17 protein-coding genes are annotated in these 22825 nt (G+C 66.7%); 4 read left to right on the forward strand and 13 right to left on the reverse strand.

Annotation, left to right across the window (positions count from 1 at the left end):
• Positions 1-6: 6 nt before the first annotated feature.
• The 5 genes from hemH to HY699_01360 all read right to left on the reverse strand — a co-directional run bounded on the left by hemH (position 7) and on the right by HY699_01360 (position 5153).
• Positions 7-990 carry a ferrochelatase gene (gene hemH, locus HY699_01340; protein MBI4514446.1) on the reverse strand — a complete coding sequence of 328 codons (984 nt, stop codon included), beginning with the start codon at positions 988-990 and terminating at the stop codon, positions 7-9.
• A gap of 109 nt (positions 991-1099) precedes the next feature.
• On the reverse strand, positions 1100-2134 hold the full coding sequence (hemE, locus tag HY699_01345; protein MBI4514447.1) for a uroporphyrinogen decarboxylase: 1035 nt from the start codon (positions 2132-2134) through the stop codon (positions 1100-1102).
• A 90-nt stretch (positions 2135-2224) separates the two neighbouring features.
• Positions 2225-3019, reverse strand: a complete 795-nt coding sequence (locus HY699_01350) for an AAC(3) family N-acetyltransferase (protein ID MBI4514448.1) — start codon at positions 3017-3019, stop codon at positions 2225-2227.
• Positions 3016-4029 carry a methionine synthase gene (locus HY699_01355; protein MBI4514449.1) on the reverse strand — a complete coding sequence of 338 codons (1014 nt, stop codon included), beginning with the start codon at positions 4027-4029 and terminating at the stop codon, positions 3016-3018. Before HY699_01355 ends, HY699_01350 begins: the two co-directional genes overlap by 4 nt.
• Positions 4026-5153, reverse strand: a complete 1128-nt coding sequence (locus HY699_01360; GenBank protein ID MBI4514450.1) for a hypothetical protein — start codon at positions 5151-5153, stop codon at positions 4026-4028. The genes HY699_01355 and HY699_01360 overlap by 4 nt, the downstream gene beginning before the upstream one ends.
• Before the next feature lie 45 nt (positions 5154-5198).
• Here HY699_01360 and HY699_01365 point away from each other — a divergent pair, with 45 nt between their 5' ends.
• The 4 genes from HY699_01365 (at position 5199) to HY699_01380 (ending at position 12740) form a co-directional block, all read left to right on the forward strand.
• A complete protein-coding gene (locus HY699_01365) occupies positions 5199-7007 on the forward strand; it encodes an aldehyde ferredoxin oxidoreductase family protein (protein ID MBI4514451.1) in 1809 nt (602 codons plus the stop codon).
• 390 nt (positions 7008-7397) lie between these two features.
• Positions 7398-7997 (forward strand): hypothetical protein, encoded by a 600-nt coding sequence (locus HY699_01370; protein MBI4514452.1) that lies wholly within the window; start codon positions 7398-7400, stop codon positions 7995-7997.
• 27 nt (positions 7998-8024) lie between these two features.
• Positions 8025-10361, forward strand: coding sequence for a hypothetical protein (locus HY699_01375; GenBank protein MBI4514453.1), 2337 nt, complete (start codon positions 8025-8027; stop codon positions 10359-10361).
• Between the two features lie 78 nt (positions 10362-10439).
• The gene (locus tag HY699_01380) at positions 10440-12740 is read left to right on the forward strand and encodes a DNA polymerase II (GenBank protein MBI4514454.1); all 2301 of its coding nucleotides are present in this window, start codon (positions 10440-10442) and stop codon (positions 12738-12740) included.
• Between the two features lie 10 nt (positions 12741-12750).
• Here the strand turns inward: HY699_01380 and HY699_01385 are convergent, their stop codons facing one another.
• The 8 genes from HY699_01385 to nuoE form a co-directional block, all read right to left on the reverse strand.
• Complete coding sequence (locus HY699_01385; protein MBI4514455.1) at positions 12751-13239, reverse strand: GNAT family N-acetyltransferase; 489 nt, start codon at positions 13237-13239, stop codon at positions 12751-12753.
• A 46-nt stretch (positions 13240-13285) separates the two neighbouring features.
• Positions 13286-15952, reverse strand: a complete 2667-nt coding sequence (gene aceE / locus HY699_01390; GenBank protein MBI4514456.1) for a pyruvate dehydrogenase (acetyl-transferring), homodimeric type — start codon at positions 15950-15952, stop codon at positions 13286-13288.
• Positions 15953-16015: 63 nt separating this feature from the next.
• Positions 16016-16420, reverse strand: a complete 405-nt coding sequence (locus HY699_01395) for a nitrous oxide-stimulated promoter family protein (GenBank protein ID MBI4514457.1) — start codon at positions 16418-16420, stop codon at positions 16016-16018.
• A gap of 5 nt (positions 16421-16425) precedes the next feature.
• Positions 16426-17853 carry an NADPH-dependent glutamate synthase gene (gltA, locus tag HY699_01400; GenBank protein MBI4514458.1) on the reverse strand — a complete coding sequence of 476 codons (1428 nt, stop codon included), beginning with the start codon at positions 17851-17853 and terminating at the stop codon, positions 16426-16428.
• Between the two features lie 10 nt (positions 17854-17863).
• Complete coding sequence (locus tag HY699_01405) at positions 17864-18718, reverse strand: sulfide/dihydroorotate dehydrogenase-like FAD/NAD-binding protein (protein ID MBI4514459.1); 855 nt, start codon at positions 18716-18718, stop codon at positions 17864-17866.
• Positions 18719-18721: 3 nt separating this feature from the next.
• Positions 18722-20338 carry a (2Fe-2S)-binding protein gene (locus HY699_01410; protein MBI4514460.1) on the reverse strand — a complete coding sequence of 539 codons (1617 nt, stop codon included), beginning with the start codon at positions 20336-20338 and terminating at the stop codon, positions 18722-18724.
• Positions 20335-22293, reverse strand: coding sequence for an SLBB domain-containing protein (locus HY699_01415; GenBank protein MBI4514461.1), 1959 nt, complete (start codon positions 22291-22293; stop codon positions 20335-20337). The genes HY699_01410 and HY699_01415 overlap by 4 nt, the downstream gene beginning before the upstream one ends.
• Positions 22290-22778, reverse strand: a complete 489-nt coding sequence (gene nuoE, locus HY699_01420) for an NADH-quinone oxidoreductase subunit NuoE (GenBank protein MBI4514462.1) — start codon at positions 22776-22778, stop codon at positions 22290-22292. Before nuoE ends, HY699_01415 begins: the two co-directional genes overlap by 4 nt.
• Between the last annotated feature and the right edge of the window lie 47 nt (positions 22779-22825).

The raw sequence follows: 22825 nt of genomic DNA on the forward strand, positions 1-22825 counted from the left end.
GCTTCTTCACCCGCGCGCCGGAGTTGTGCCGGCAACCGAGCCCGCCGCTGCGCCGGCGTCATCACCGGCGGCGGTGCGGCGCACGACCTCGGCCAGCATACGAATGAAGACCGGGTGGTCATTGACGGTAGGGGCGCGAACAAAGACGAGGCCGAGCTGATCCGCCACCGCTCTGGCTTCGATGTCGAGATCGTAGAGCACCTCGACGTGGTCGCAGACGAACCCGATCGGTATTACCACTACCGTGCCGGTGCCGGCGGCGGCCAGGCGCCGCAGTAGCTCACCGATATCGGGTTCCAGCCACGACTCGCGCGGATTGCCGCTCCGGCTCTGGTACGCCAGCGACCAGCGTTTGCGGCCCAAGCGCTCGGCGACCGCGCTCGCCCCGGCCTCGATTTGCGCGACGTATGCCGACGACGCGGCCATGGCGGTGGGCACGCTGTGCGCGGTGAAGACCAGATGCGCCGCCGAACCCAGGGCCGGCGGCAGCTGTGCCAGGGCGGCGGCGGTGCACTCGGCAACGGCTTCGACAAACAACGGGTGATCATGCCACCGGGGAGCGTAAACCACCGCCGGCGCCCCCGCTCCGACCTTGGCGCGCGCCGCCGTCACCGTTGCTTGGTAGCGCTCCCAGCTGGCTTCCGTTTGTTGTGCCGACAGGATCACACCCACGGCCCGCCGGTGACCGGCGGCCGCCATCTCGCTCAGGGTCTCGTGTACGTACGGGTGCCAGTTGCGCATGCCGGTAAAGACGGGCAGCGCCGGCCCCTGCGCGCGCAGCGTCGCCGCCAGTGCGTGCGCCTGCCCGAAGGTCAGACGGTTGAGCGGCGAGCACCCGCCGATCAAGTCGTAGTGCCGCGCGACGGCCTCGATCCGTTCGGGCGGAATCGGCCGCCCGCGGGTGACGTTTTGCAGAAACGGCCGGACCTCGTCGGCTCGGGTGGGTCCGCCAAAGGCGATCAGCAGCACGGAATCGAAGGTAGTGGACATCGGTTCTTGTCGGGCTGCGAGCGTAGCTCGTATTGCGCGCTGTGCCCAGCCCGTTTCGTTCCCGGCGCAAGCGCCTGCAGCGGCCGGGCGAGGAGGCAGGCTGCGGTCTTCATGCCGGCCGCGCGTTGAACTCGTGCACCGTATCGATCAGCACGCGCACGTGCTCGACCGGGGTCTGGGGTAGGATGCCGTGCCCGAGGTTGAAGATATGTCCGGGGCGGCCGCGGACCGAGCTGAGGATGGCTTCGGCGCGCCGGCGAATCTCGGCCGGCGGGGCGAACAGCGCGACCGGATCGAGGTTGCCCTGGATAGCGAAGTCACAGCCGATGCGCTGCCAAGCGGCGGCCAGGTCGCTGCGCCAATCGACGCCGAGCACTGCACCGCCAGCTTCGCGCATGGCTTCGAGCAAGCCGCCGGTATCGGTACCGAAATGGATGACCGGCACGCCCGGCGTCAGCGCCGCTATCAGATTGCACATGTGTGGCAGCACATACTGGCGGTAATCGCTCGGCGCCAGGCAACCCACCCAGCTGTCGAAGATCTGAAGCGCGTGGGCGCCGGCGGCGATCTGGCCGTTGAGATAGGCGGCAACCGCGCGTGTCAGCTTGGCCATCAGCGCGTGCCATGCCCCGGCATCCTGGTACATCAGCCCCTTGGTATGGAGGTAGTTGCGCGAGGCGCCGCCCTCGACCAAGTACGAGGCGATCGTAAACGGTGCGCCGGCAAACCCGATCAGCGGCACCTTCAACGCCGCCACCGCCCGGCGCACGGCCTCGAAAACGAACGCCAGCGTTGCTTGCGGCTCGACTTCAGGCAGCCGATCAACTTGCGCCCCGTGGCGCACGGGATGGCGGATGCAGGGGCCGTCACCCTTGGTGAATTCGAGGCCGACGCCCATGGGTTCGAGAATGAGCAGAATGTCGGCGAAGATAATGGCGGCGTCCACCCCCAGGCGCTCGGCGGCGGTGACGGTGACCTCGGCCGCCGCCTCCGGGTGGTGACATAACTCGAGGAAGCTCATGCGGTCGCGCACCGCGCGATACTCCGGCATATAGCGGCCCGCCTGCCGCATCAGCCAGATCGGGGTGTAGGGCGTGGGCTCACGCCGGCAGGCCTTGAGGAAGGGGTGATCGGTGAGCACCAAGGGTAGCTACGCCAGCGCAAGCTGGTGGTCAAGCCGGGTTTGGCTACGGCACAAGGCTGCTCCCGCGTCAGGGGGCAGACGCGGCGCAGCTCAACGGCTGGCAGCGCCGCGACCCGCGAGCGCTTCGCGCTTGGCGATGCAACTGCTGCAATCAGGCCGCTCGCACACGAAGAAGGCGGGGTCTTCTTCCAACGCTTGGGTGGCGAGGTTGACCAGATAGCGCACCGGCAGTTTGCGCGCGCTACTGCGCGCCAGCGCTATGCTGGCGACCTTCTTCGGGTCGAGGCGCTCTTCGAGCCGATCGAAGGCGGCACTGCAACCGGGCACGTTTTCCAGCACCACCCGTTCCTCATAGCCGGCGGCGTTGAGCCGGATGGCCGAGCGGCGTTCGAGGTAGGGCATCTGCATCTGTTCTTCGGCCAGGTGAATGGCAGTAACGGAATGGAGCCCGGTGCCGAGCAACAAGACGTGCCCTTGGGCGATGTTGAGTTTCTTGATCGGCCCGAACACGTTGTTGTCGCGTTGGGTCGAGAGTAGGTCGCGGGCATGTCGCCCGTAAGCAGCGAAGGAATGCGTCGGATGATTGCTGCGCAGGACCCCCGGCATGCGCCGGAAGGCTTCCGCCACCCGGCCGATCTCGCGGCTTACCGGCAGGTCGGGGTGAAACGCCACGGTGCGGCCGGCGCGCAAGCCGATCAAGGTTTCGGCGTAGGTGAACGCGGGCATCAAGATCGTGCCGTTGGCAATGGCGTCGATGAGCGCATCGCACACGGCCCGGGCGCCGCCGTCGACTTCACCGAAGGCCGACAGGGAAGAGTGCACCACGACGTGGTTGCCGTGCACGGCCAGCTGTTCGAACAACTGCAAGAGCTCGCTGCGATTCATGGTGCCGGGTCCGGCAGCGTCGCCCGCGCCTTGGCCGTGGCTTCGACCATAACGCTCAGTTTCGCGTTGGCTTCGGCCGCCGTGCGGGTCTTCAAGCCGCAGTCGGGAGTGACCCACAACGCCTGCGCGTTCACCAGCGGGCGGGCGCGCTCGATGCGTGCGTGCACCTCGTCACTACCCTCGATCACGCGCGAGTGCACATCGAGCACGCCCAGAGAGAGGTCCTTGGTAACGCGCGGGCGCTGAAAAAGCGCCCGCCAATCGACGGCGCTTTGCGAGCTCGCAAAATCGAGGTTTTCAGTCGGTAGAGCGAGCATGCCCGGGTAGATCGTGTCGAAGGCACCGTAGCACGCGTGGGTGATGAAGTATGCATCCAAGCCGTCGGTGACCAGGCGATTGGCTGCGATCGCCAACGGCAGCTCGGGTGGGCGCGCAGAGAGGGCGGGCTCATCAATTTGCACGATGCGGGCGCCCGCATGCACCAGCGCCGCCACTTCCTTGCGGATCTCGGCCGCCAGCGCCAGACAGGCCGCGCGGCGATCGGGGTAGTGTTCGTTGAATGACCAATCCATCATCGTGTATGGCCCGGTGACGATCGCCTTGACCGGACGCTTGCTGTGTCGCTGCGCGAATTGCCACCAGCCCACGGTGATGGGCTGCTGCCACCGCACTGGGCCGGTGATCACGGGCTTGTGGTAGTAGCGGTTGCCATAGGAGCGCACCAAGCCGCCCAACTCCATGCCGTCGAGCGCGTTGGCGAAGTAGCCGACCATATCGCCGCGATACATCTCGCCATCGACCAACACGTCGAGGCCCAACTGCTCCTGGCGTTCGAGCCAGTAGAGGACCGCCTCGGCGGCCAGCTCGTCCAGCTCGCGCTGGGACAAGGCCCCGCGTGCGAACTGCGCCCGCGCTGCCACCAGCGCCGGCGGCTTGGGCAAGCTGCCCACCGTGGCCGTGGGCAGGAGCGGCAGCTCGATGCCAAGCCGCTGTAACGTGGCGCGGCTCATGCGTGCTCCGGGCACAGGGCCGCGCGGATGGCGACCAAGCGTTCCAGCTTGGCCCGGGCACGGTCGCGCGGCAAGAACTCCAAGCCGCACGACGGTTGCAGGTACACGGCCTCGATCGTGTAGCGGCGCAAGAGCCGCTCGAGGCGGCGGGCCACCGCCTGTGGGTCTTCAAGCCGGCTGTCACGCCCGTCGACGACGCCGAGCGCGAGTATCTTGGCCGCACCGGCGCTGGCGATGGTTTGATCCAGGGCGGTGGTAGTGCTCAGATCGAGAGCGACGATGTCGGCGGCCACCGAATTGAGCTGGGGATAGAACGGGTCGGCGTCGGCGAAGTAAGTTGCGATAGCTATCTGGGCCTCGCCGCGCGCCTCGTAGATCGGCTCGAACAGTTGGCGCAGGAGCCGGATGTCGTCCGCGTGGCCCATGCAGATAGCGGGCTCATCGATCTGAATCACGGCCGCACCTTGTTCCGCCAACTCGCGCACCTCGGCGGCAATGATGGTGCTCAAATCCACGGCGAGGTCTTGGAAATGCGCGTACGCGTCGGTGGCGATGACCGAGAGCCGAGCCAGGGTGTAAGGCCCAGTAAGCACCGGTTTGAGCGGCCGTGAACTGGCTGAACACGCGTGCCGGAAGTCGGCGGCCAAGCCGGCGCAGTGACGTGCGAGCCGGCCGGTGATCACCGGCTGGCGATAGTAGAAGTTAGTGTCAAAGAAACGCAGCAGTCCGTTGAGGCGCACACCTGGCAGCGGCGCCATCAGGTGCGAGACTGGATCGGGCCACCGCACCTGCCCGTCGGTGACCAGGTCGATCCCCGTGGCGGCCTGCTCAGCCACGACCTCGGCGATGACGGAGCGTTCGACCACCACCAGCGCCGCGTCGTCGATCTCACCGCGTTCGTGCGCCGCCTGGGCCCGGCGCAGGCGCTGCTGATGCGCGCTGTTGCCGATGCGCGGGTAACTGCTGTGGTTGGCGAGCAAGATCTCCATTCGGCGCGGCACAATATCGAGGCCCGGCGGCGACAGCAACCGCGGCGGCCGGGGCCGCACAAACCCGCGCCCTGGCGGTGCTCGCCATCGGCTTGTCGCTGTAGCGACCAAGTGGTAGACGGAAAATGTTTCCACGACACACTCCTTCGGGCTGGAGTCGGTGGTCACGCGGGTGTTTGGATGGGAGGTTTCTTCATGACTGGCACACTCCTGCGGGTAGACTTGAGCAGCGGCAAGATCAGCCGAGAGCCGATTGCGGAAAGTTTGTGGCGGCAGTTCGTCGGCGGGCGCGGCCTCGCCAGCAAGCTGTTGGCGGATAATATGGACCCGAGCGCCGATGCGCTCGCTGCGGGCAACCCGCTGATCTTCGCCACCGGACCGCTGACCGGCACGTTGGCGCCCACCGGTGGCCGTTACGCGGTGGTCACCAAGTCGCCGCTGACCGGGGCCATCGCTTGCTCTAATTCCGGCGGCTATTTCGGGCCGGCGTTGCGTTACTGCGGCTACGATTTCCTCATGGTCGAAGGAGCGGCCAAGGAGCCGGTCTATCTCTGGATCAACGACGGCACCGTGGAGATCCGCAGCGCCCAGCACCTGTGGGGTAAGCCGGTCAACGAGACCGAAGATCTGCTGCTCGGGGCCACCCACCCCGACGCGCGGGTGGCTTCAATCGGACCCGCGGGCGAGAATCTCGCGCTTGTCGCCTGCGTCATGAACGACAAGGGCCGCGCCGCTGGCCGCTCAGGCGTAGGTGCCGTCATGGGCGCGAAGAAGCTTAAGGCGGTGGTGGCTTACGGGACCAAGGGCGTGCGCATGGTCAGAGCGCCGCAATTCCTGGGCGCCGCCCGCACCGCCGTCAGCAACATCGCCCATTCACCGCTGAGCACCGGGCTCAACACGATGGGAACTGCCGGCACCATCGGCTACATGAACATGGTCGGCATCCTGCCAACGTTCAACTTCCAGAAGGGCCGCTTCGCCGGCGCCGACAAGATCAACGGCGAGCGGGTGAAAACGGACTTCTTGACGCGTACCCGCGGCTGCCACAGCTGTACCATCAGCTGCGGCCGCGTCACCAAGATCACTGGCCACGGCAAGCTCGACGGTCACGGCGAGGGTCCGGAGTACGAAACCCTCTTCGGTCTCGGCACCACCTGTGGGGTGGATAATCTGGCGGCGATCATCAAGGCCAACTACCTGTGCAACGAACTCGGCATGGATACCATCGAGGCGGGTTGCGCCATCGCGACGGCGATGGAGTTGGCCGAGAAGGGTTACATCCCGGAGAAGGACATCGGACGGCCGCTCAGGTTCGGTGACGCCACGGCCCTGATCGAGCTGACCGAGGCGATGGCACACCGTATCGGCTTCGGCCACCTGCTCGCCGACGGCGGCTATCGCGTGGCGCAGCGCTACGGGCATCCCGAACTGTTCATCGGGTCGAAGAAGCAGGCCTTCGCCGCTTACGACCCGCGCGGTGCGCTGGGAATGGGGCTGGGCTACGCCACCTCGAACCGCGGCGCCTGTCACCTGCGCGGTTACAGCATTTCCTTGGAGCACTTCGGCAACCCGGTAAAGCTCGATCCGTTCACCGCCAACGAGAAGGCCTTCTGGATGTGCATCCTGCAGAACCAGACCTCGTTCGTTGACGCCAGCGGCGTCTGTATCTTTTCCACCATGGCGATGGGGCCCGAGTCGCTCGCCGCCATGGTCAACGACGCCACCGGGTTCGACATCGGCGAGCAGGAGATGCAGCTGATCGGCGAGCGCATTTGGAATCTCGAGCGCCTGTTCAACAACAAGGCGGGCTTGAGCCGCAAGGACGACTCGCTGCCGCCGCGGATGTTGGAGGAACCGCTGACCGAGGGCGCGGCCCAGGGACATACCGTGCCGTTGCAGCCGATGCTCGAAGAGTATTACCAACAGCGCGGCTGGGACCCCGAAGGCCGGCCGACCAAAGAGAAACTCGCCCAACTCGCTCTGCTCTAGCGTCGCGACCACCGCGCGATTTTGGTGTACCAGCGGATTGGTGTGGCCACATGGCGCATGACATGCCATGTGGCATGCGTGCGCTCGCAGCGCTCTCCTACGGGTAAGAGTTTCTTCCTATCTCTAACAACTGGTTGTCCACCTACCGCCGCCAGCAGCTGCCGGGAGCGACGAGCAACTGAGCGCTATCCCACCGTTAAACCAAGTGAAACGTTAACGTATCAGATGATCCAGCAGAGTCAGTGCCGAATTTGAAACTAGCGGCATTAGTCTAATCACGCGGATGCGGTATGTCGGCCTGGCGATGGCTTGGTTAATGCTGCCTAAGTGGCCAGGAGAAGTTGGGTTATGCCGAATCTACCCAAAACGCTGTGCGCACTCGCAACGCTTGTGCTCGGCGGCCTGGGGCTGCCGCCCGCGGGTGCGCTCGTGATTGACGATTTCCGCAGCGGTGTGGCGACCGCGCCCGGCCTGACGCAGCGGGCGGTGGGCAAGCGCGTCGCGGGCGACTCGGCCCTCGCCGGCGTGCTCGGGGGCGGGCGGCGCTTGGGTGTTGCGGCGGCGCGATTGAGGATTGCAGCACATGATGCAGTCTCCAGTGGCGTCGTTCCGGAAGCCGGCAGGTTGAACTACGCCAGCACCGAAGGCGCCGACGGCCGCGTCGAGCTGAACTACGACGCCAACGGCCGCGGCCTTAATACCAATTGGCGCGCAGAGCGGGGTCTTGCTGTCGAAGTGGCCGACGCCGACGCGGCGGCGGTCCCCTACACCGTGACGCTGGTGCTTGCCGACGGGGAGGGGCGCTCGACCAGTGCCACCCAGACCGTAACTCGAGCCGGCCCCCACCGGATCGAATTTCGCCTCAGCAACCTGCGCTCGCTTGATCTCGGGCGTATTCGCAGCCTCACCATCGTCGTCGATCCGGGCGAAGCCGGTGACCTGCAATTGAAGGGCATCCAGACTCTGGCAGGAGGAGCCACCAGCCCTTAGGGCAAATCGCGCAACAGGGAGAGTGCCGTGACTCGATCAGTACATAGCGCGCGGCGGTCTCCACGAACCCACCTCAGGTTCGCGTACCTCCTAGCCGTACCCGCGTTGCTTGCCGCCATCAGTGCGAGCGTCGGCGCGTTGACCATCGATGACTTTTCCAGCGCTGATACTACCGGGCTGCCGCCTGGTATCGTGCAGGCCAGCGTAGGCAGCACCACCGCGACCGATCCCGGTGTCGCGGGCGTGATCGGCGGCGTGCGCCGGATCACGGTGGCGGCTACCAGGATCGCCTCGAAAGCCGACTCTGTGATCGTTGGGGTATCTACTACGGCGAACCTGCTCGACTATGCTTCCACCGTCGGCGCCAATGGCCGTGTCGAGGTGTTGTACGACGCCGGCGGTGCCGGCTTGGCTGCAAATCTGGCCCTGACGACCGGCATCAGCATCGTAGTCTGTGGCGCTGATGCCGCCTCTGTCCCGTACACGGTGAGGGTTTTCCTCGTCGACTCCGCCGGTCGCAGCGCTTCGTCGCTGCAGAGCTTCACGGTTAGCGGCCCGCGCGCCATCTACTTTCCGCTCTCCGACTTCTCCGGCGTGAACCTGAGCAGCGTCTTCAGCATCCGCATAACCATCGATCCCAACAAAGCCGCCGACCTTCGCATCGATCTGATCGAAACATCTGGCGACTTCACCCCAACCCCGACCCTCACGCCAACACCGGAAGAGGAGCCCACCGAGCCGGTGGTTTTCGACACCCCCACCAACACGCCGACTGACACGCCGACCCACACGCCAACGGCAACTCCGAGCGAGACGCCGACTTTGACCCCGACTCACACGCCGACGCTGACGCCGACTTCGACGCCCACCAACACGCCTACTGACACGCCAACGGCAACGCCAAGTGAAACGCCGACTCTGACCCCGACTCACACGCCGACGCTGACGCCGACTTCGACGCCCACCAACACGCCTACTGACACACCGACGGCAACGCCAAGCGAGACGCCGACTTCGACCCCGACTCACACGCCGACGCTGACGCCGACTTCGACCGCCACCGACACAGCAACGGCTACCGCCACTCAGACCGCATCGCCGACGCCAACTGCAACCGCCCCGGACCACGGCTGCACTTACACTGTTGGATACTGGAAGAATCATCCCGAGGCCTGGCCAGTCGACAGCATCACGATTGGCGGTGTGGCCTACACCAAAGCCGAAGCCATCTTCATCCTGCAGACACCAACCGGTGGTGACGCGACGTACATCCTTGCCCACCAGCTCATTGCCGCCAAACTCAATGTCCTGAACGGCGCCAATGGTGCTGCCGTCGCCGATGCCATTGCCAGCGCCGACACCTGGCTGGCCGCGCATCCTCTCGGCAGCAACCCGTCCGATGCGGACCGCGCCTACGGCATCGCCCTGGCGGCTGTTCTCGACGGCTACAACAACGGCGTGATCGGACCGGGCCATTGCGATGACGAACCGCCCACGCCATCACCGACCAAGACGCTGCGGCCGACCAAGACACCAACCCCGCCACTACCCACGGCCACTGCAACCCCGACGCGCACTCCGAGCGCAACTCCAACGGCCACCAAGACCAGCCGCCCAACCTCCACGCCAAAGGCAACGCCGACCCCATCGCCCACACCGACGCCAACACCGGCACTGGGTGCCGAGTTTTGCACCTTGACGCAGGGCGGCTGGGGCGCCCCCGGCGGCATCGCTAACGGAACCGCCGGCTTCGTCACTCGCAACCCCGCAATTCTGCCCGCCACTATCGGTGAGCCGGGACGGGCAACGACCGTTTACACACAGGCGGCGCTGATCGCTTACCTGCCAACGGGCGGCACGCCCCACCTGCTCAACAGCGGTGATCGTCACTTCGTTGTACCGTTCCAGGTTGTCGACGATGGCGGCGGCGTGCTCAGCGGTCAGGCGCTCGCACTTACACTGGCCGTTTATCTCTCCGACAGCGGGGGGTCCTTCGCTGGCTTCGGCTCTCTGTTCTTGACGGCCGAGCCGTTCTGCACGCAGGCACTGAGCGCCGGGCCAGACCGCTTGCTCGGCACCGGCGACGATGAATTGGATGTCGCCAGCAGCCGTAGCGGCCCATGGGTCATGGCCCCGAGCGTCGTCGGTGACGGCATGACGGTTTATGGCGTTCTCGAGCTCGCGAATCATTACCTCGGCGGCGGCAGCGGCAGTGCCACGATCACCGAGGTCAACGAAGCTTTGACGACGCTCAATGAGGCCTTTGACGAGTGCCGCCGGCTCGTCCCCTGTAACTCGTACGAATCCCGCCGAGTGGTCCCCTGGGAGCCGGAGTCCGCGCTCAGGGCACGGCGGCGCCACTAAGTGCTTTGCTGGCTTTGCTGCGGCCCTGCATGGCAGCGCGCTCGCGCGGTGGCGGCTCCACCTCTATAATCCTGCACCATGCACGGTTTTCTGCTCACACCTACTTACCGCGTCGTGGCGGGGGTACCGGAGGTACATCTTTACGGCGTGCTGGAATCGGGCGAGCCTTGCCTGATCATCGACAACCGCACGCGGCCCTGTTTCTTTGTGCGCGCCGCCGACGCTCAGGCCGCGCTCGCGCTCGGCGCGGCGGTTGAGCCGAGCCCGCTGCGCACGCTCAGCGGTGAGCCCGCCGCCCGCGTAACCGTGGCCCTACCCGGTGACGTGCCGCCGCTGCGCCGCCGGTTGGAAGAGCGCGGGGTGATTTGTTGGGAAGCCGACGTCCGCTTCGCCTATCGCTATCTGATCGATCGTGGCATCCGCGGCGCCTTCGCTGTCGCCGGCCACTCGCAAACGCACGAACGGCTCGGCCGCGTGTTCCACAATCCCGAGCTCCGCCCTGCCCGCTGGCATCCGACACTGAAAGTGCTGTCGCTCGACATCGAGACCGATCTCAAAGGCGATGAGGTTTACGCCATCGCGCTGCATACCCGCGACTTCAGCCGCGTGATCCTGGTGCACCAGCAGGTGTGCGAACGCGCCGAGACGGTGCACTCGGAGAAGGCCGCCATCCGGCGCTTCCTCGAATACGTTCACGCGCTCGACCCCGACGTCATCACCGGTTGGAACGTCGCCGACTTCGACTTGGCCGTGCTGGCACGGGCCGCGCACCGGCACGGACTGCACTTCGCCCTCGGCCGCACCAACGACGAGTTCGAGCTGCGCAAGGACGCCTCGTTCACCCGCGAGTCGCGCGCGGTGTTGTATGGGCGGGTGGTGCTCGACGCGCTCTCGCTCATGCGCGGGGCCTTCATCCGGCTCGACGATTACAAGCTCGAAACCGCAGCGCGCGCGTTGCTCGGCAAAGGCAAGCTGTTCGCCGGCGACGGCCGCCACCAGCAAATCGAAGACGCCTACCATCACGATCCGCAGCGGCTGGTGGATTACAACCTGCAAGACGCCGTGCTGGTCAGTGAGATCCTCGACCGCACCGGCTTGATCGATCTGGCGATCGAGCGCAGCGTGCTCACGGGCATGCCGCTGGACCGCGTCAGTGCGGCAATCGCGTCGGTCGATTCGCTCTATCTGGCCGAGCTGCGCGGGCGCGGCGTCGTGGCACCGTCGGTCGGGGCCGAGGAGAAGACGGCCCGCATCGCCGGCGGCTACGTGATGGAGTCCAAGCCCGGCCTGTACCGCAACGTCCTGGTATTCGACTTCAAAAGCCTGTACCCGAGCATCATCCGCACCTTGAACATCGATCCGCTCTCATACGTGCCGGTGCCCGCGCCCGGCGCGGACTACATCGCGGCGCCCAACCGGGCGCATTTCCGCCGCGATCTGCCCGGCATTCTGCCCGAGCTGGTGGCCCGCCTGGCGGCCGAGCGCGAGGCGGCCAAGCGCTCCGGCCACGGCGTCAAGGCCAACGCGATCAAGATTCTGATGAACTCGCTCTATGGCGTGCTCGGCTCCGGCGCCTCCCGGCTGTTTTTTCCGGAGGTGGCCAACGCGATCACGCACGCTGGGCAATACCTGATCAAGGTGGCCGCCGATCACGCCCGGGGCCGCGGCTACGAGGTCATCTATGGTGATACCGACTCGCTGTTCATCGACTCGGTCGAAGCCGATGCCGAGCGCGCCTTGGCGCTGGCGGAGACGCTGCGGGCCGATATCGGCGCGGCCGTCGCCGCGGCGGTGCGCGAGCGCTTCGGTTGCGAGAGTTACCTCGAACTGGAGTTCGAGAAGCTCTACCGCCGCTTCTTCTTGCCCGAGGTGCGCGGCGGCAAGATCGGCAGCAAGAAGCGCTACGCCGGCTTAGTGATTGAGGACGGCCGCGAGCAGATCGAGTTCATCGGCCTCGAATCGGTGCGCCGCGATTGGAGCGAAGTGAGCAAGCGCTTTCAAGGCGAGCTGCTCCAGCGCGTATTCCACGACCAGCCGGTGGAGAGCTTCATCAAGTCGTTCGTCGCCGAGCTGCGCGCGGGTGGGTTTGATGCCCTGCTGGTGTACAAGAAAGCGGTGCGCAAAGACCTCGACGCCTACGTCAAGACCACTCCGGCGCACGTCAAGGCCGCCCGCAAGCAGCGCCAAGGCAGCGGCCGCATCGTCGAGTACGTCATGACCCGCAACGGCCCTGAGCCCGTGGGTGAAGAGACCGCTCCGCCCGACTATCAGCATTACGTCACCCACCAACTCGAGCCGGTGGCGGATGCCATCCTGCGCTGCTTGGGCACCGACTTCGCCACCGTCACCCAGAGCCGCAAGCAGCTGGAGCTGTTCTAACGCGGCAGGCTCAGCGCGGTTCAAGATCCTTGCGATAGTAGTACTCGATGGTGGCGCTGAGGTCGTGCAATTCGCGCGTGGGGCCGCGGCGGTAGCCGAGGCGCTCGTAAAGGCGATGGGCGTCGGCGAAGCGCGTGTCGGTCCATAAGTCGATGAAGGCCGCGCCGCGGCCACGGGCCGCCGCCTCGACCAACTCGCACAAGCGCGCGCCGAGTCCCTGGCGGCGAGCTGCACGCGCCACGTAGAGCTTGCGCAGCTCCAGCCCACCGGGCTGGGCTGCCTGGGTGAAGCCGACGCAGCCCACTATTGTTCCCGCCTGCTCGGCCACCCAAACCCAGCCGCCGGCCCGGCGAAAAGCCGTGGCGATCGCGCGCAACTCCGGCACCTCGCCATCGACGTCGAGCACGCAGCCGGGGTATTCGCTGAACACGGCGCCGATCAGCGCAATGAGTGCGGGGCCGTCTTGGTCGCGGCCATCACGGATCTGTACCGGTGGGATAGTCAAGCCAACTCCTTTTCAGTCGAGGTCAGGCCGCGGCGCGCAATCAGCTCCGGGCGGGGTCGGGTTTGTCGGGATCGATCGCCAGCGTTGCCAGCGCCTGCTGCACCTTGGCGGCATCAACTTGGCCGCGCTGCGCCAGCTCGTAGAGCGCCGCCACGCAGATCAACTCGGCATCGACTTCGAAGAAGCGCCGCAAGGCCTCGCGAGTGTCGCTGCGGCCGACGCCGTCGGTGCCGAGCGCGCGCAGGCCGGCCGGGGCAAACGGCGTGATCTGATCGGCGACGATCTTCATGTAATCGGTGGCCGCTACGATCGGCCAGGGCTCCTCCGCCAGCACCTGCCTCAGGTAGGGCAGGCGCGGCGGCGCCAGCGGATGCAGCATGTTGTGGCGGGCGGCGCTGAGCGCGTCGCGCCGCAACTCGCTGTAACTGGTCACGCTCCATACCTCCGCCGCTACGCTGTGCTCAGCCAGCAACGTCTGCGCCCGCAGCGCCTCGTTCAAGATGGCGCCGCTGCCGAAGAGATGGATACGCGGGCCTACGCTCGGATCGGGCGCGGTCCGGACCTTGTACAGTCCGCGCACGATGCCTTCGGCAACCCCCTCCGGCATGGGCGGCTGTACGTATGGTTCGTTCATGACCGTCAGATAGTAAAAGCAGTCCTCGCGCTCGGTGTACATGCGGCGGATGCCGTCCTCGACGATCATCGCGATCTCGTAAGCGTAAGCCGGGTCGTAGGCGTGCACGCTCGGCACCACACTGAACAGCAAGTGACTATGGCCGTCCTGATGCTGCAAGCCCTCGCCCGCCAAGGTGGTGCGGCCGGCGGTGGCGCCGATGAGGAAGCCCTTGCCGCGCGCATCGGCGTGCTGCCAGATCAAGTCGCCGATGCGCTGGAAGCCGAACATGGAATAGAAGAGGAAGAACGGGATCGTGTTCACGCCATGGGCGGCGTAAGCGCTGCCGGCGGCGGTGAACGAGGCCATCGCCCCGGCTTCAGTGATGCCCTCCATCAGCAGCTGGCCGTCTTTGGCTTCGCGGTAGTAGGCGACGATGTCGGAGTCGACCGGCTCATAGGCCTGGCCCTGCTCCGAGTAGATGCCGAACTTGCGGAAGAGCGAGTCCATGCCGAAGGTGCGGGCCTCATCCGGCACGATCGGCACAATCAGCCGGCCGATGGTCGGGTGGTTCATGAGGTGGCGCAGCAGGGTGACCAGCACCATCGTGGTCGCCACCTCGCGGCCCTTGCTGCCGTCCCGGAACTCATCAAAGAAGGAAGCTGGCAGCGCGCCCAGCGGCTGCGAGCGCACCAAGCGCCGCGGCACCGCGCCGCCCAACGCCGCCCGCCGCTCGCGCAGGTACTGAATCTCCTCGCTGTCGTCAGGCGGCCGGTAGAAAGGCATCTCGGGCAGATCACGATCACTGACCGGGATACCGAGCCGATCGCGGAACTCGCGCAGTTCGCGTTCAGCGAGCTTCTTAGCCTGATGCGAGATGTTGCGGCCTTCGCCGGCCGCACCCAGGTGGTAGCCCTTGATGGTCTTGGCCAGGATGACCGTCGGGGCCGCGGTGTTGTGGACGGCGCGGTCGTAGGCGGCGTAGACCTTCTCGGGATCGTGGCCGCCGCGGCGCAGCCGGCGCAGCTTGGCGTCGGTCAGGCCCGCCACCAGTGCCAGCAGCACGGGATCGGTACCGAAGAAGTGCTGCCGGATGTAGTCGCCCGACTCGACGGTGTACTTCTGGTATTGGCCGTCAACCACTTCGCCCATACGCTGCACCAGCAGCCCGCTGTGGTCGCGGGCGAGCAGCGGGTCCCAATCATCGCCCCAGATCACCTTGAGTACGTGCCAGCCGGCGCCGCGGAAGGCGGCTTCCAGCTCCTGGATGATCTTACCGTTGCCGCGTACCGGGCCGTCGAGGCGCTGGAGGTTACAATTGATCACCCAAGTGAGATTGTCGAGGTGCTCGCGCGCCGCCAGGTTGATGGCGCCCATGCTCTCGGGCTCGTCCATTTCGCCGTCGCCGAGGAAGGCCCAGACGCGGTTGCGGCTGGTGTCGGCGAGGCCGCGTGCGGCGAGGTAGCGGGCAAAGCGGGCCTGGTAGATGGAGCAGATCGGGCTGAGCCCCATCGACACGCTCGGCCACTCCCAGAACTCGGGCATCAGCCACGGATGCGGGTACGACGACAGTCCGCCTCCGGGCACCAGCTCGCGGCGGAAGTTGCTCAACTGCTCTTGCGACAGCCGGCCTTCGAGGAAGGCGCGCGCGTAGATGCCGGGGGCGGCGTGGCCCTGGAAATACACGAAGTCGCCCGCTGCCTCTGCGGTATGAGCCCGGAAGAAGTGATGAAAGCCGACCTCGACCAGCGTAGCCAACGAAGCGTAGGTGGAGATGTGGCCGCCGATACCGCCGGAGTGCTTGTTCGCCTGCACCACCATCGCCGCCGCGTTCCAGCGCAGCAGGCTCTTGATGCGCCGCTCGACGGCACGATCGCCCGGGTAGAGCGGTTGGTCCTCGGCGGGAATGCTGTTGACGTAAGGGGTATTAGCGGCAAACGGCGCAATGATGCCGCGCTGGTAGCCCAGCTCGATCAGCCGCGCCAGCAGCGAACGCGCCGGGCCGGTCCCCTCTGCCCGGATCAGCGCCTCGAATGACTCGACCCACTGTGCCGCCGGCGCCGGCGACTGCTCGCGTTCCGGCAGGTTGTCCATGGCGGCAAGGATACCATGGCCGGGGCGGGCTGTAAGCGCACCCCGATGCACCCCGACATACGCCTAACCCACAAGTTGGCCTGACGGACTAACCGACGGCTGGCCCGCGTCGGCGGTAGTCGAGCTGGCGCGCCGGCGCGGGGAGGCCGGGGCCGGCTTGCGCTCATCGAGCAGATGGCGAATGGCGAGCAGCGGCCGGCGCCATAACATCCGTGGGCCGGCATAGCGCATCACCGCCCGGATCTGCTCTCGGCGCGCCGGCTGGTAACAATGGATCGGGCACAGCGCGCAGGTGGGCTTGTCTTCGCCGTAGGGGCAGCGGTCAAGCCGTTGCTGCGCGTAACCGGCCAGGGCGAAGCACGCTGAGCAGAGCCCGCGCTTGGCGGCGTGCTGCTTGCGGCAGAAGAGCGCGATCATGGCGTCGATCGTCTTGCGCTCGCGCGCCAGTCGTTTGCCGGCTGCGCTCATGCCGTTCACGAACCGCTTTCAGCCACGGCCCCGTTGCGCAGGTAAGTGTCCATCGAGCGGGCGGCGATGCGGCCCTGGCCCATCGCCAGGATGACCGTGGCGGCGCCGGAGACGATGTCGCCGCCGGCGAACACGCCCGGGATCGAGGTCTGCATGGTCTTGGGGTCGGCAACCACGGTGCCCCACTTGCTGACCTGCAACTCCGGGGTTGTGCGTGGCACCAGCGGGTTGGGCTTGTTGCCGATTGCCACGATGACGGTGTCGAGCTCGATGACGAACTCGGAGCCCTTCTTCGGTACCGGGCGCCGGCGTCCCGACTCGTCGGGCTCGCCGAGTTCCATCTCGATGCACTCCATGCCGGTGACCCGGTGGCGCCGGTCGCCGAGCACGCGCGTGGGATTGGTGAGCAGCCGGAACTTCACACCTTCCTGCTCGGCGTGGTGGACTTCTTCGACCCGCGCCGGCATCTGCTCGCGCGCTCGGCGGTAGACGATCGTGACGTCGCCGCCCAGGCGCAGCGCGGTGCGTGCGGAGTCCATGGCGACATTGCCGCCGCCGATGACCGCCACGCGCCGGCGACGGATCGGCGGCGTGTCGTACTCGGGGAACAAGTACGCTTTCATCAGGTTGGCGCGCGTCAGGTACTCGTTGGCGGAATAGACGCCGATGAGATTCTCGCCCGGCATCTCCATGAACGAGGGCAGCCCGGCGCCGGTGCCGATGAAGACCGCGTGGTAACCTTCTTCGTCGAGCAACTCGCGGATGGTGCTGTTGCGCCCGACGACGTAGTCCATGACGAACTGCACGCCGAGCTTTCTCAGGTAATCGACTTCGGCGCGCACGATCTCTTTGGGCAAGCGGAATTCCGGAATGCCGTACATCAACACGCCGCCGGGCTCCTGCAACGCTTCGAAGACGGTGACCTGGTGACCCTTGAGCACCAGATCGCCGGCTACCGTCAAGCCCGCCGGGCCGGCGCCGACCACGGCCACCCGCTTGCCGGTGGGCGGCGCCAACTCGGGGATGGTTACCGCCGCTCGGTGGCGCTCGTAGTCGGCGGCGAAACGCTCGAGCCGGCCGATGGCCACAGGCTGATGCTTGAGCCCGATGACGCAGGCGCCTTCGCATTGCTCCTCTTGCGGGCAGACGCGACCGCAGACCGCCGGCAGGGCGTTGTCCTGCTTGATCTTGCGCGCGGCTTCGAGGAACTTGCCGGCCTGAATCAGCGCTACGAAAGCGGGAATGTCGATGTTGACCGGGCAGGCGGCCACACACTTGGGATTCTTGCACATGATGCAGCGCAAGGCTTCGAGCTTGGCCAGCTCGGCGGTGAAGCCGTAAGGCACCTCGTCGAAGTTCCTGACCCGGTCTTCGGGCTCCTGTTCCGGCATCGGCTGCCGGGGGATGGACTTCTTGTCTATCGCCTGTGACATCGCTGATCGCTCACGGCACGCAGCCGTGCCCGCGCCGGCGCTCCACCGGGGCGCTGCGGGCGACGGCTTGAATTTCCTCGTCGCTGTACGCCACCCGGCGATCGCGGATCTCCTCCCAATCGACCTCGTGGGCGTCGAAGAACGGGCCGTCAACGCAGGCAAATTGCGTTTGCCCGCCGACGCTGACGCGGCAGGCGCCACACATGCCGGTGCCGTCGAGCATGATCGGGTTGAGTGCCACCAACGTCTTGACCCCGAACGGCTTGGTCGCCTCGCCGGCGAGCATCATCATGAACAGGCAGCCGACGGCGATCACGCGATCGAGCTGCTCGCCGCCGGCCAGCTTGCGCTTGATCACGTCGAGCGCGTGCCCCTTGGTGCCGTTGGAGCCGTCGATGGTGGTTTGAATCATCTCGTCGGAAGCCGCCTGTAGCTCGGCGCGAAAGTAATGCAGGTAGTGGCTGTCGGCCTCGACCACGGTAACGACGCGGTTGCCCGCAGCCTTCATCGCCCGCGCAATGCCGAGGACAGCGCCCAAGCCATAACAGCCGGCCGCCAGCGCTACCGTGCCGAAGCGCTCGATCTCCAGCGGCACGCCCAGTGGGCCCACCAAGTGGGCCACCTCATCGCCGGCTTGCAGCAAGACCAGCTTGCGGCTCGATTGGCCGACCTCCTGTACCACCAGGGTGATGGTGCCGGCCTGCCGGTCCCAATCGCACAGAGTGTAAGGCACCCGCTCCGACTTCTCGTCGACCATCACAATGACGAACTGCCCGGGGCGGGCCTTCTTGGCGATGGCGGGTGCGCGCAGGACGGTCTCGTGGACGTTGGGCGCAACCTCCTGCTTTCTGACGATCTCGAACACGGCTCAGCCTCCCGCCACAGCGGCCAACGGCGCCGGCTCGGCCGCGGCCAGCTCGCGCAGGCCGGACACTTTGTCGGCCAGGCAGTGGCCGCGGAAATGCGTCCGGCGCTCTGCCGGATCACTGGCGGCGAGCGGGGCAGCCGGCCGCTTGAGTCGCAAGCGCGCGCCGGCGGCACCGGCCTCGGCCGCAATCGCCTTGGCCGACGGGTAGTCGAAACCGGTGGCGCCCAAGGCGCGCGCTAGCTCACAAACAGTGCGCCAATCGGGCTGAGCCTCTCCTGGTCCGTCGCAGGCCCGGCGCAGCGGGCGCATCAGGCCCTCGCCGTCGACGAAGATCCCATCAACCTCGGCAAGCACGGTTGCCGGCAGGATCAGCGCGGCCCGCTCGCTGGCGGCGCTGGGGTAGCAGTCCAGCACCAGCACCAGTTCCAGCTGCGCCAGCAGCGCCGGCGCGACGAAGTCGCCCGCCAGCAGCGCGGCGCGCACGCCCGCGGGCAGCGCCCGGCGTGCCACGCCGCGGGCATCGGGCGCGATCTCCAGGTAATGCGGCGACCGCATCACTTCATAAGTAAATTTGCGGAACACATAGCGATCTTCGAGCGTGTTGCTGGTGTCGCATACCAGCGCGAAACCGGCGCCGGCGAACGGTTTCAGCCGTTCGGCCGCCTGCGCCAGTGCCCGCGGCCAGCTCAGCTCGCGCCAGCGATCGCCAACGCGCACTTGCGGCGCGCTCAGCCGGCCGGCGCCGTTGAGGAACTCGGGGACGGCGAAACGCCCGAGAACACAAATCGGTACCCGCGTGCTGATGCCGCGGGCCATCACCGCCTGCTTGCGCCCGTTGCTGTGCACGGTGATGGCACAGGCCGCCTCGCACAGCGAACAGGTGGTGGCGACGAAGCGCTGCGGTGCGCCGAACCATTTGGCGTAACGATCGGCGAGGCTGCCGGTGGGGCAGACGTCGATGCACGAGCCGCAGAAGCGGCAGCCGGCCTCGGCGAGCGGGCGGCCGAAGGCTTCGCCGATGCGAGTCTGGCTGCCGCGGCCGACGAAGTCGATGGTGCTCTGCCCGTGATGAGCTTTGCAGATCCGCACGCAGCGGCCGCACAGGATGCACAGGTTCAAGTCGCGGTCGATGAAGGGATCGGAGCGTTCGAGCGGGAAGTTGCGGTACAGCGGCGGCACCGGCAGCTCGGTCAAATCCAGCTCCGCGCACAGGTCGGGTACGGCGCACACTTGCTTGTTGTTGCAAGTGTGGCAGCCGGTGGTACGGCCGGCTTTGGCGGCGGCGGGACGGAATCTCTCACACAGCTCTTGTTTCTCACAGATGAGGCAGGCGCTGGGGTGTTCGAGCAGAATCAGTTCGAGAATGCCGCGGCGCAGCTCCTTGAGCGCGGCGGTCTCGGTGCGCACCACCATGCCCGCGATCGCCGGGGTGGCGCACGAGGCCGGAAATCCGCGCAGGCCGTCGATCTCCACTACACACAGGCGGCAGGCGCCGAAGGCCGGCAAGTTAGGGTGGGTGCACAGGTGCGGGATGTTGATATTGTGCCGCAAGGCGCACTGCAGCACCGATTCGCCGGCGCGCGCGCTCACGGTTTGGTCGTTGATGGTCAGCTTCACGGCTCCAGCTCCCTGCCGTCGGCATCAAGCGCGGCGGCCGCGCCGGCGGCAGTGCCGCGCTTGCGCTTTTGCTCTTCGTAGCGGGTCAGCTCGCCGCTGCTGCGGAAAACCGCGGCATAGATCGGAGGACACACGCTTAGGCACGAGCCGCACTGCGAGCACGCTTGCTGGTTGATCACGTGCGGCTTGCCGCGGATACCGCTGATCGCTGCGGTCGGGCACACCTTGAGGCAAGCCGTGCAGCCGGGGCAACGCTCGGCATCGATGTGGTGGCGGATCAGTGGCCGGCACACGAAGGCCGCGCACTGCTTCTTGTCGACGTGGTCGTGGTACTCCTGGCGGAAGTAGCGCAGCGTGGTCAGCACCGGGTTGGGGGCGGTCTGACCGAGGCCGCAGAGCGAGCCGCGCGCTACCGTCAGCGCCAGCCCCTCGAGCTTCGCAATGTCCCCGGGCTTACCTTCGCCGCCGGCGATGTGTTCGAGCAGGTAGAGCATGGCGCGCGTGCCGACGCGGCAGGGCGGGCACTTGCCGCACGACTCGGTCTGAGTGAAGGAGAGGAAATACTTGGCCAGATCGACCGCGCAGCTGTCCTCGTCGAGCACGATCATGCCGCCGGAGCCCATGATCGAGCCGGCCTGCGCCAGCGATTCGTAGTCCACCGGCAGGTCGAGCTTTTCCGCCGCGATGCAGCCGCCCGAGGGGCCGCCGGTCTGCACCGCCTTAATCGGCTTGCCGTCGGAGCTGCCGCCGCCGATCTCTTCGACGATCTGGCGCAGGGTGGTGCCCAGTGGCACTTCGATCAAGCCGGTGCGTTTGACCTTGCCGGCCAGAGCGAAGCTGCGCGTGCCTTTGCTGGCTTCGGTGCCGACCTCGGCGTACCACTCGGGGCCGTGGCGCAAGATCAGCGGCAGATTGGCGAGCGTCTCGACGTTCTGAATGATGGTGGGTTTGCCCCACAGGCCGCTGACGGCGGGAAACGGCGGGCGGGGTTGCGGCATGCCGCGGCGGCCTTCGATCGAGGCAATCAGCGCGGTTTCCTCGCCACAGACGAAAGCGCCGGCACCCTTCTTGATTTCGAGCTCGAACGAGAAAGCCGAGCCGGCAATGCGCTCGCCGAGCAGACCGAGAGCGCGCATCTGAACGATGGCGGCTTTCAGGCGAATTATCGCCAGCGGATACTCAGCGCGGCAATAGATGTAGCCGTTACTCGCGCCGAGGGTGAAGGCGGCGATCAGCATGCCTTCCAAGACCGCGTGCGGATCACCTTCGATCAGCGAGCGGTTCATGAACGCGCCGGGATCACCCTCGTCGGCGTTGCAGATCAGGTAGCGCTGCTCCGCGGCCACTTGGCGGCAGGTGTCCCACTTGCGCCAGGTCGGAAAGCCGGCGCCGCCGCGACCGCGCAGGCCGGCGCGCTTGACCGCGGCGAGCACTTGCTCGGCGCCGATTTCCAAGGCGCGCAGGAAGCCGCGATAGCCGTCGCGCGCCAAGTAGTGCTCGACGTTGCCGGGATCGATGAGGCCGCAGTTGGCGAGCACGCGCCGCACCTGGCCGCGCATCATCGGGTGATCGACGAAGGCGCCGATACCGTCCAAGCTGCTCGGGTTGATCCGCCCCAAGGCCCACTCGGCGCAGGGGTCGTCACCCAGCACGTGCCGGCTCACAATCTGTGCCGCCTGGTGCGGTCCGACGTTTCCGAAACAAATGCGCGGTGCCCCTGGCTTGTGCACGATGACGAGGGGCTCGAGCGAGCAGGGGCCGAGGCAGCCGGTTTCAATGATCTCGGCGGAAAGGTTGTGCGCCGCAATCTCGGCCCGCAGCCGCGCGATCGTCTCACCGGCACCGGCGGCGCGGCCGCAGGTGGCCGCGCCGACGAAGAAGATCGGGGTGCGGCTGTTCTCCAGCGCCTGCCAACGCTCGCGCGCGGCGGCGTAGGCTTGCTCCAAAGCGATCATGGCTTGTTGCCGTTCGGTTTGTGCCCGAGCTGCGAGAGCAGGCCGCGAACCTGCTTGGGCTTCATGCCCGCACGGACCTGGCCGTCAACCAGCACCACCGGCGCCAGCGCGCAACAGCCGACGCAGGCGACTCGTTCGAGCCCGAACCTCTGGTCGGCGGTCATTTCGCCGGCTTTGATGTTCAGCCGCTCCTCGAAGTCGAACAGCAGTTGCTGGCCGCCGCGCACGTGACAGGCCGTGCCCTGACAGACGTGGATGGTGTGGTCAGCCGGGGGGCGGAAGCGGAACTGGGCGTAGAAGGTAGCCACGCCGTAGATCTCGTTTTCCGAGATGCCGCTGGCGTCGGCTAAGGCGTGGAGCGCGTCTTGTGAGAGGTAGCCGTGGCGCTCCTGGATCTCTTGTAGCAGCCCGATCAAGTTCTCCCGGCGCGGCGGGTAGCTGGCCAGGATCTCCGCGATTGTCGCTGTGGCTTCGCCTGTGCTCATGAGCGTCGTTGAGCTTTGCTACCGCGCCTTCTCCAGCCGCAGGCCTT

The organism is Deltaproteobacteria bacterium, assembly GCA_016210005.1.
Classification (GTDB): domain Bacteria; phylum Desulfobacterota; class Binatia; order HRBIN30; family JACQVA1; genus JACQVA1.

Coding starts and splice junctions, on each gene's coding strand:
- HY699_01395 (MBI4514457.1), bottom strand. CDS start 16,420: ATGAGCGCAGCCGGCAAACGACTGGCGCGCGAGCGCAAGACGATCGAC.
- nuoE (MBI4514462.1), bottom strand. CDS start 22,778: ATGAGCACAGGCGAAGCCACAGCGACAATCGCGGAGATCCTGGCCAGC.
- HY699_01380 (MBI4514454.1), top strand. CDS start 10,440: ATGCACGGTTTTCTGCTCACACCTACTTACCGCGTCGTGGCGGGGGTA.
- HY699_01355 (MBI4514449.1), bottom strand. CDS start 4,029: ATGAGCCGCGCCACGTTACAGCGGCTTGGCATCGAGCTGCCGCTCCTG.
- HY699_01350 (MBI4514448.1), bottom strand. CDS start 3,019: ATGAATCGCAGCGAGCTCTTGCAGTTGTTCGAACAGCTGGCCGTGCAC.
- HY699_01415 (MBI4514461.1), bottom strand. CDS start 22,293: ATGATCGCTTTGGAGCAAGCCTACGCCGCCGCGCGCGAGCGTTGGCAG.
- gltA (MBI4514458.1), bottom strand. CDS start 17,853: ATGTCACAGGCGATAGACAAGAAGTCCATCCCCCGGCAGCCGATGCCG.
- aceE (MBI4514456.1), bottom strand. CDS start 15,952: ATGGACAACCTGCCGGAACGCGAGCAGTCGCCGGCGCCGGCGGCACAG.
- HY699_01365 (MBI4514451.1), top strand. CDS start 5,199: ATGGGAGGTTTCTTCATGACTGGCACACTCCTGCGGGTAGACTTGAGC.
- hemH (MBI4514446.1), bottom strand. CDS start 990: ATGTCCACTACCTTCGATTCCGTGCTGCTGATCGCCTTTGGCGGACCC.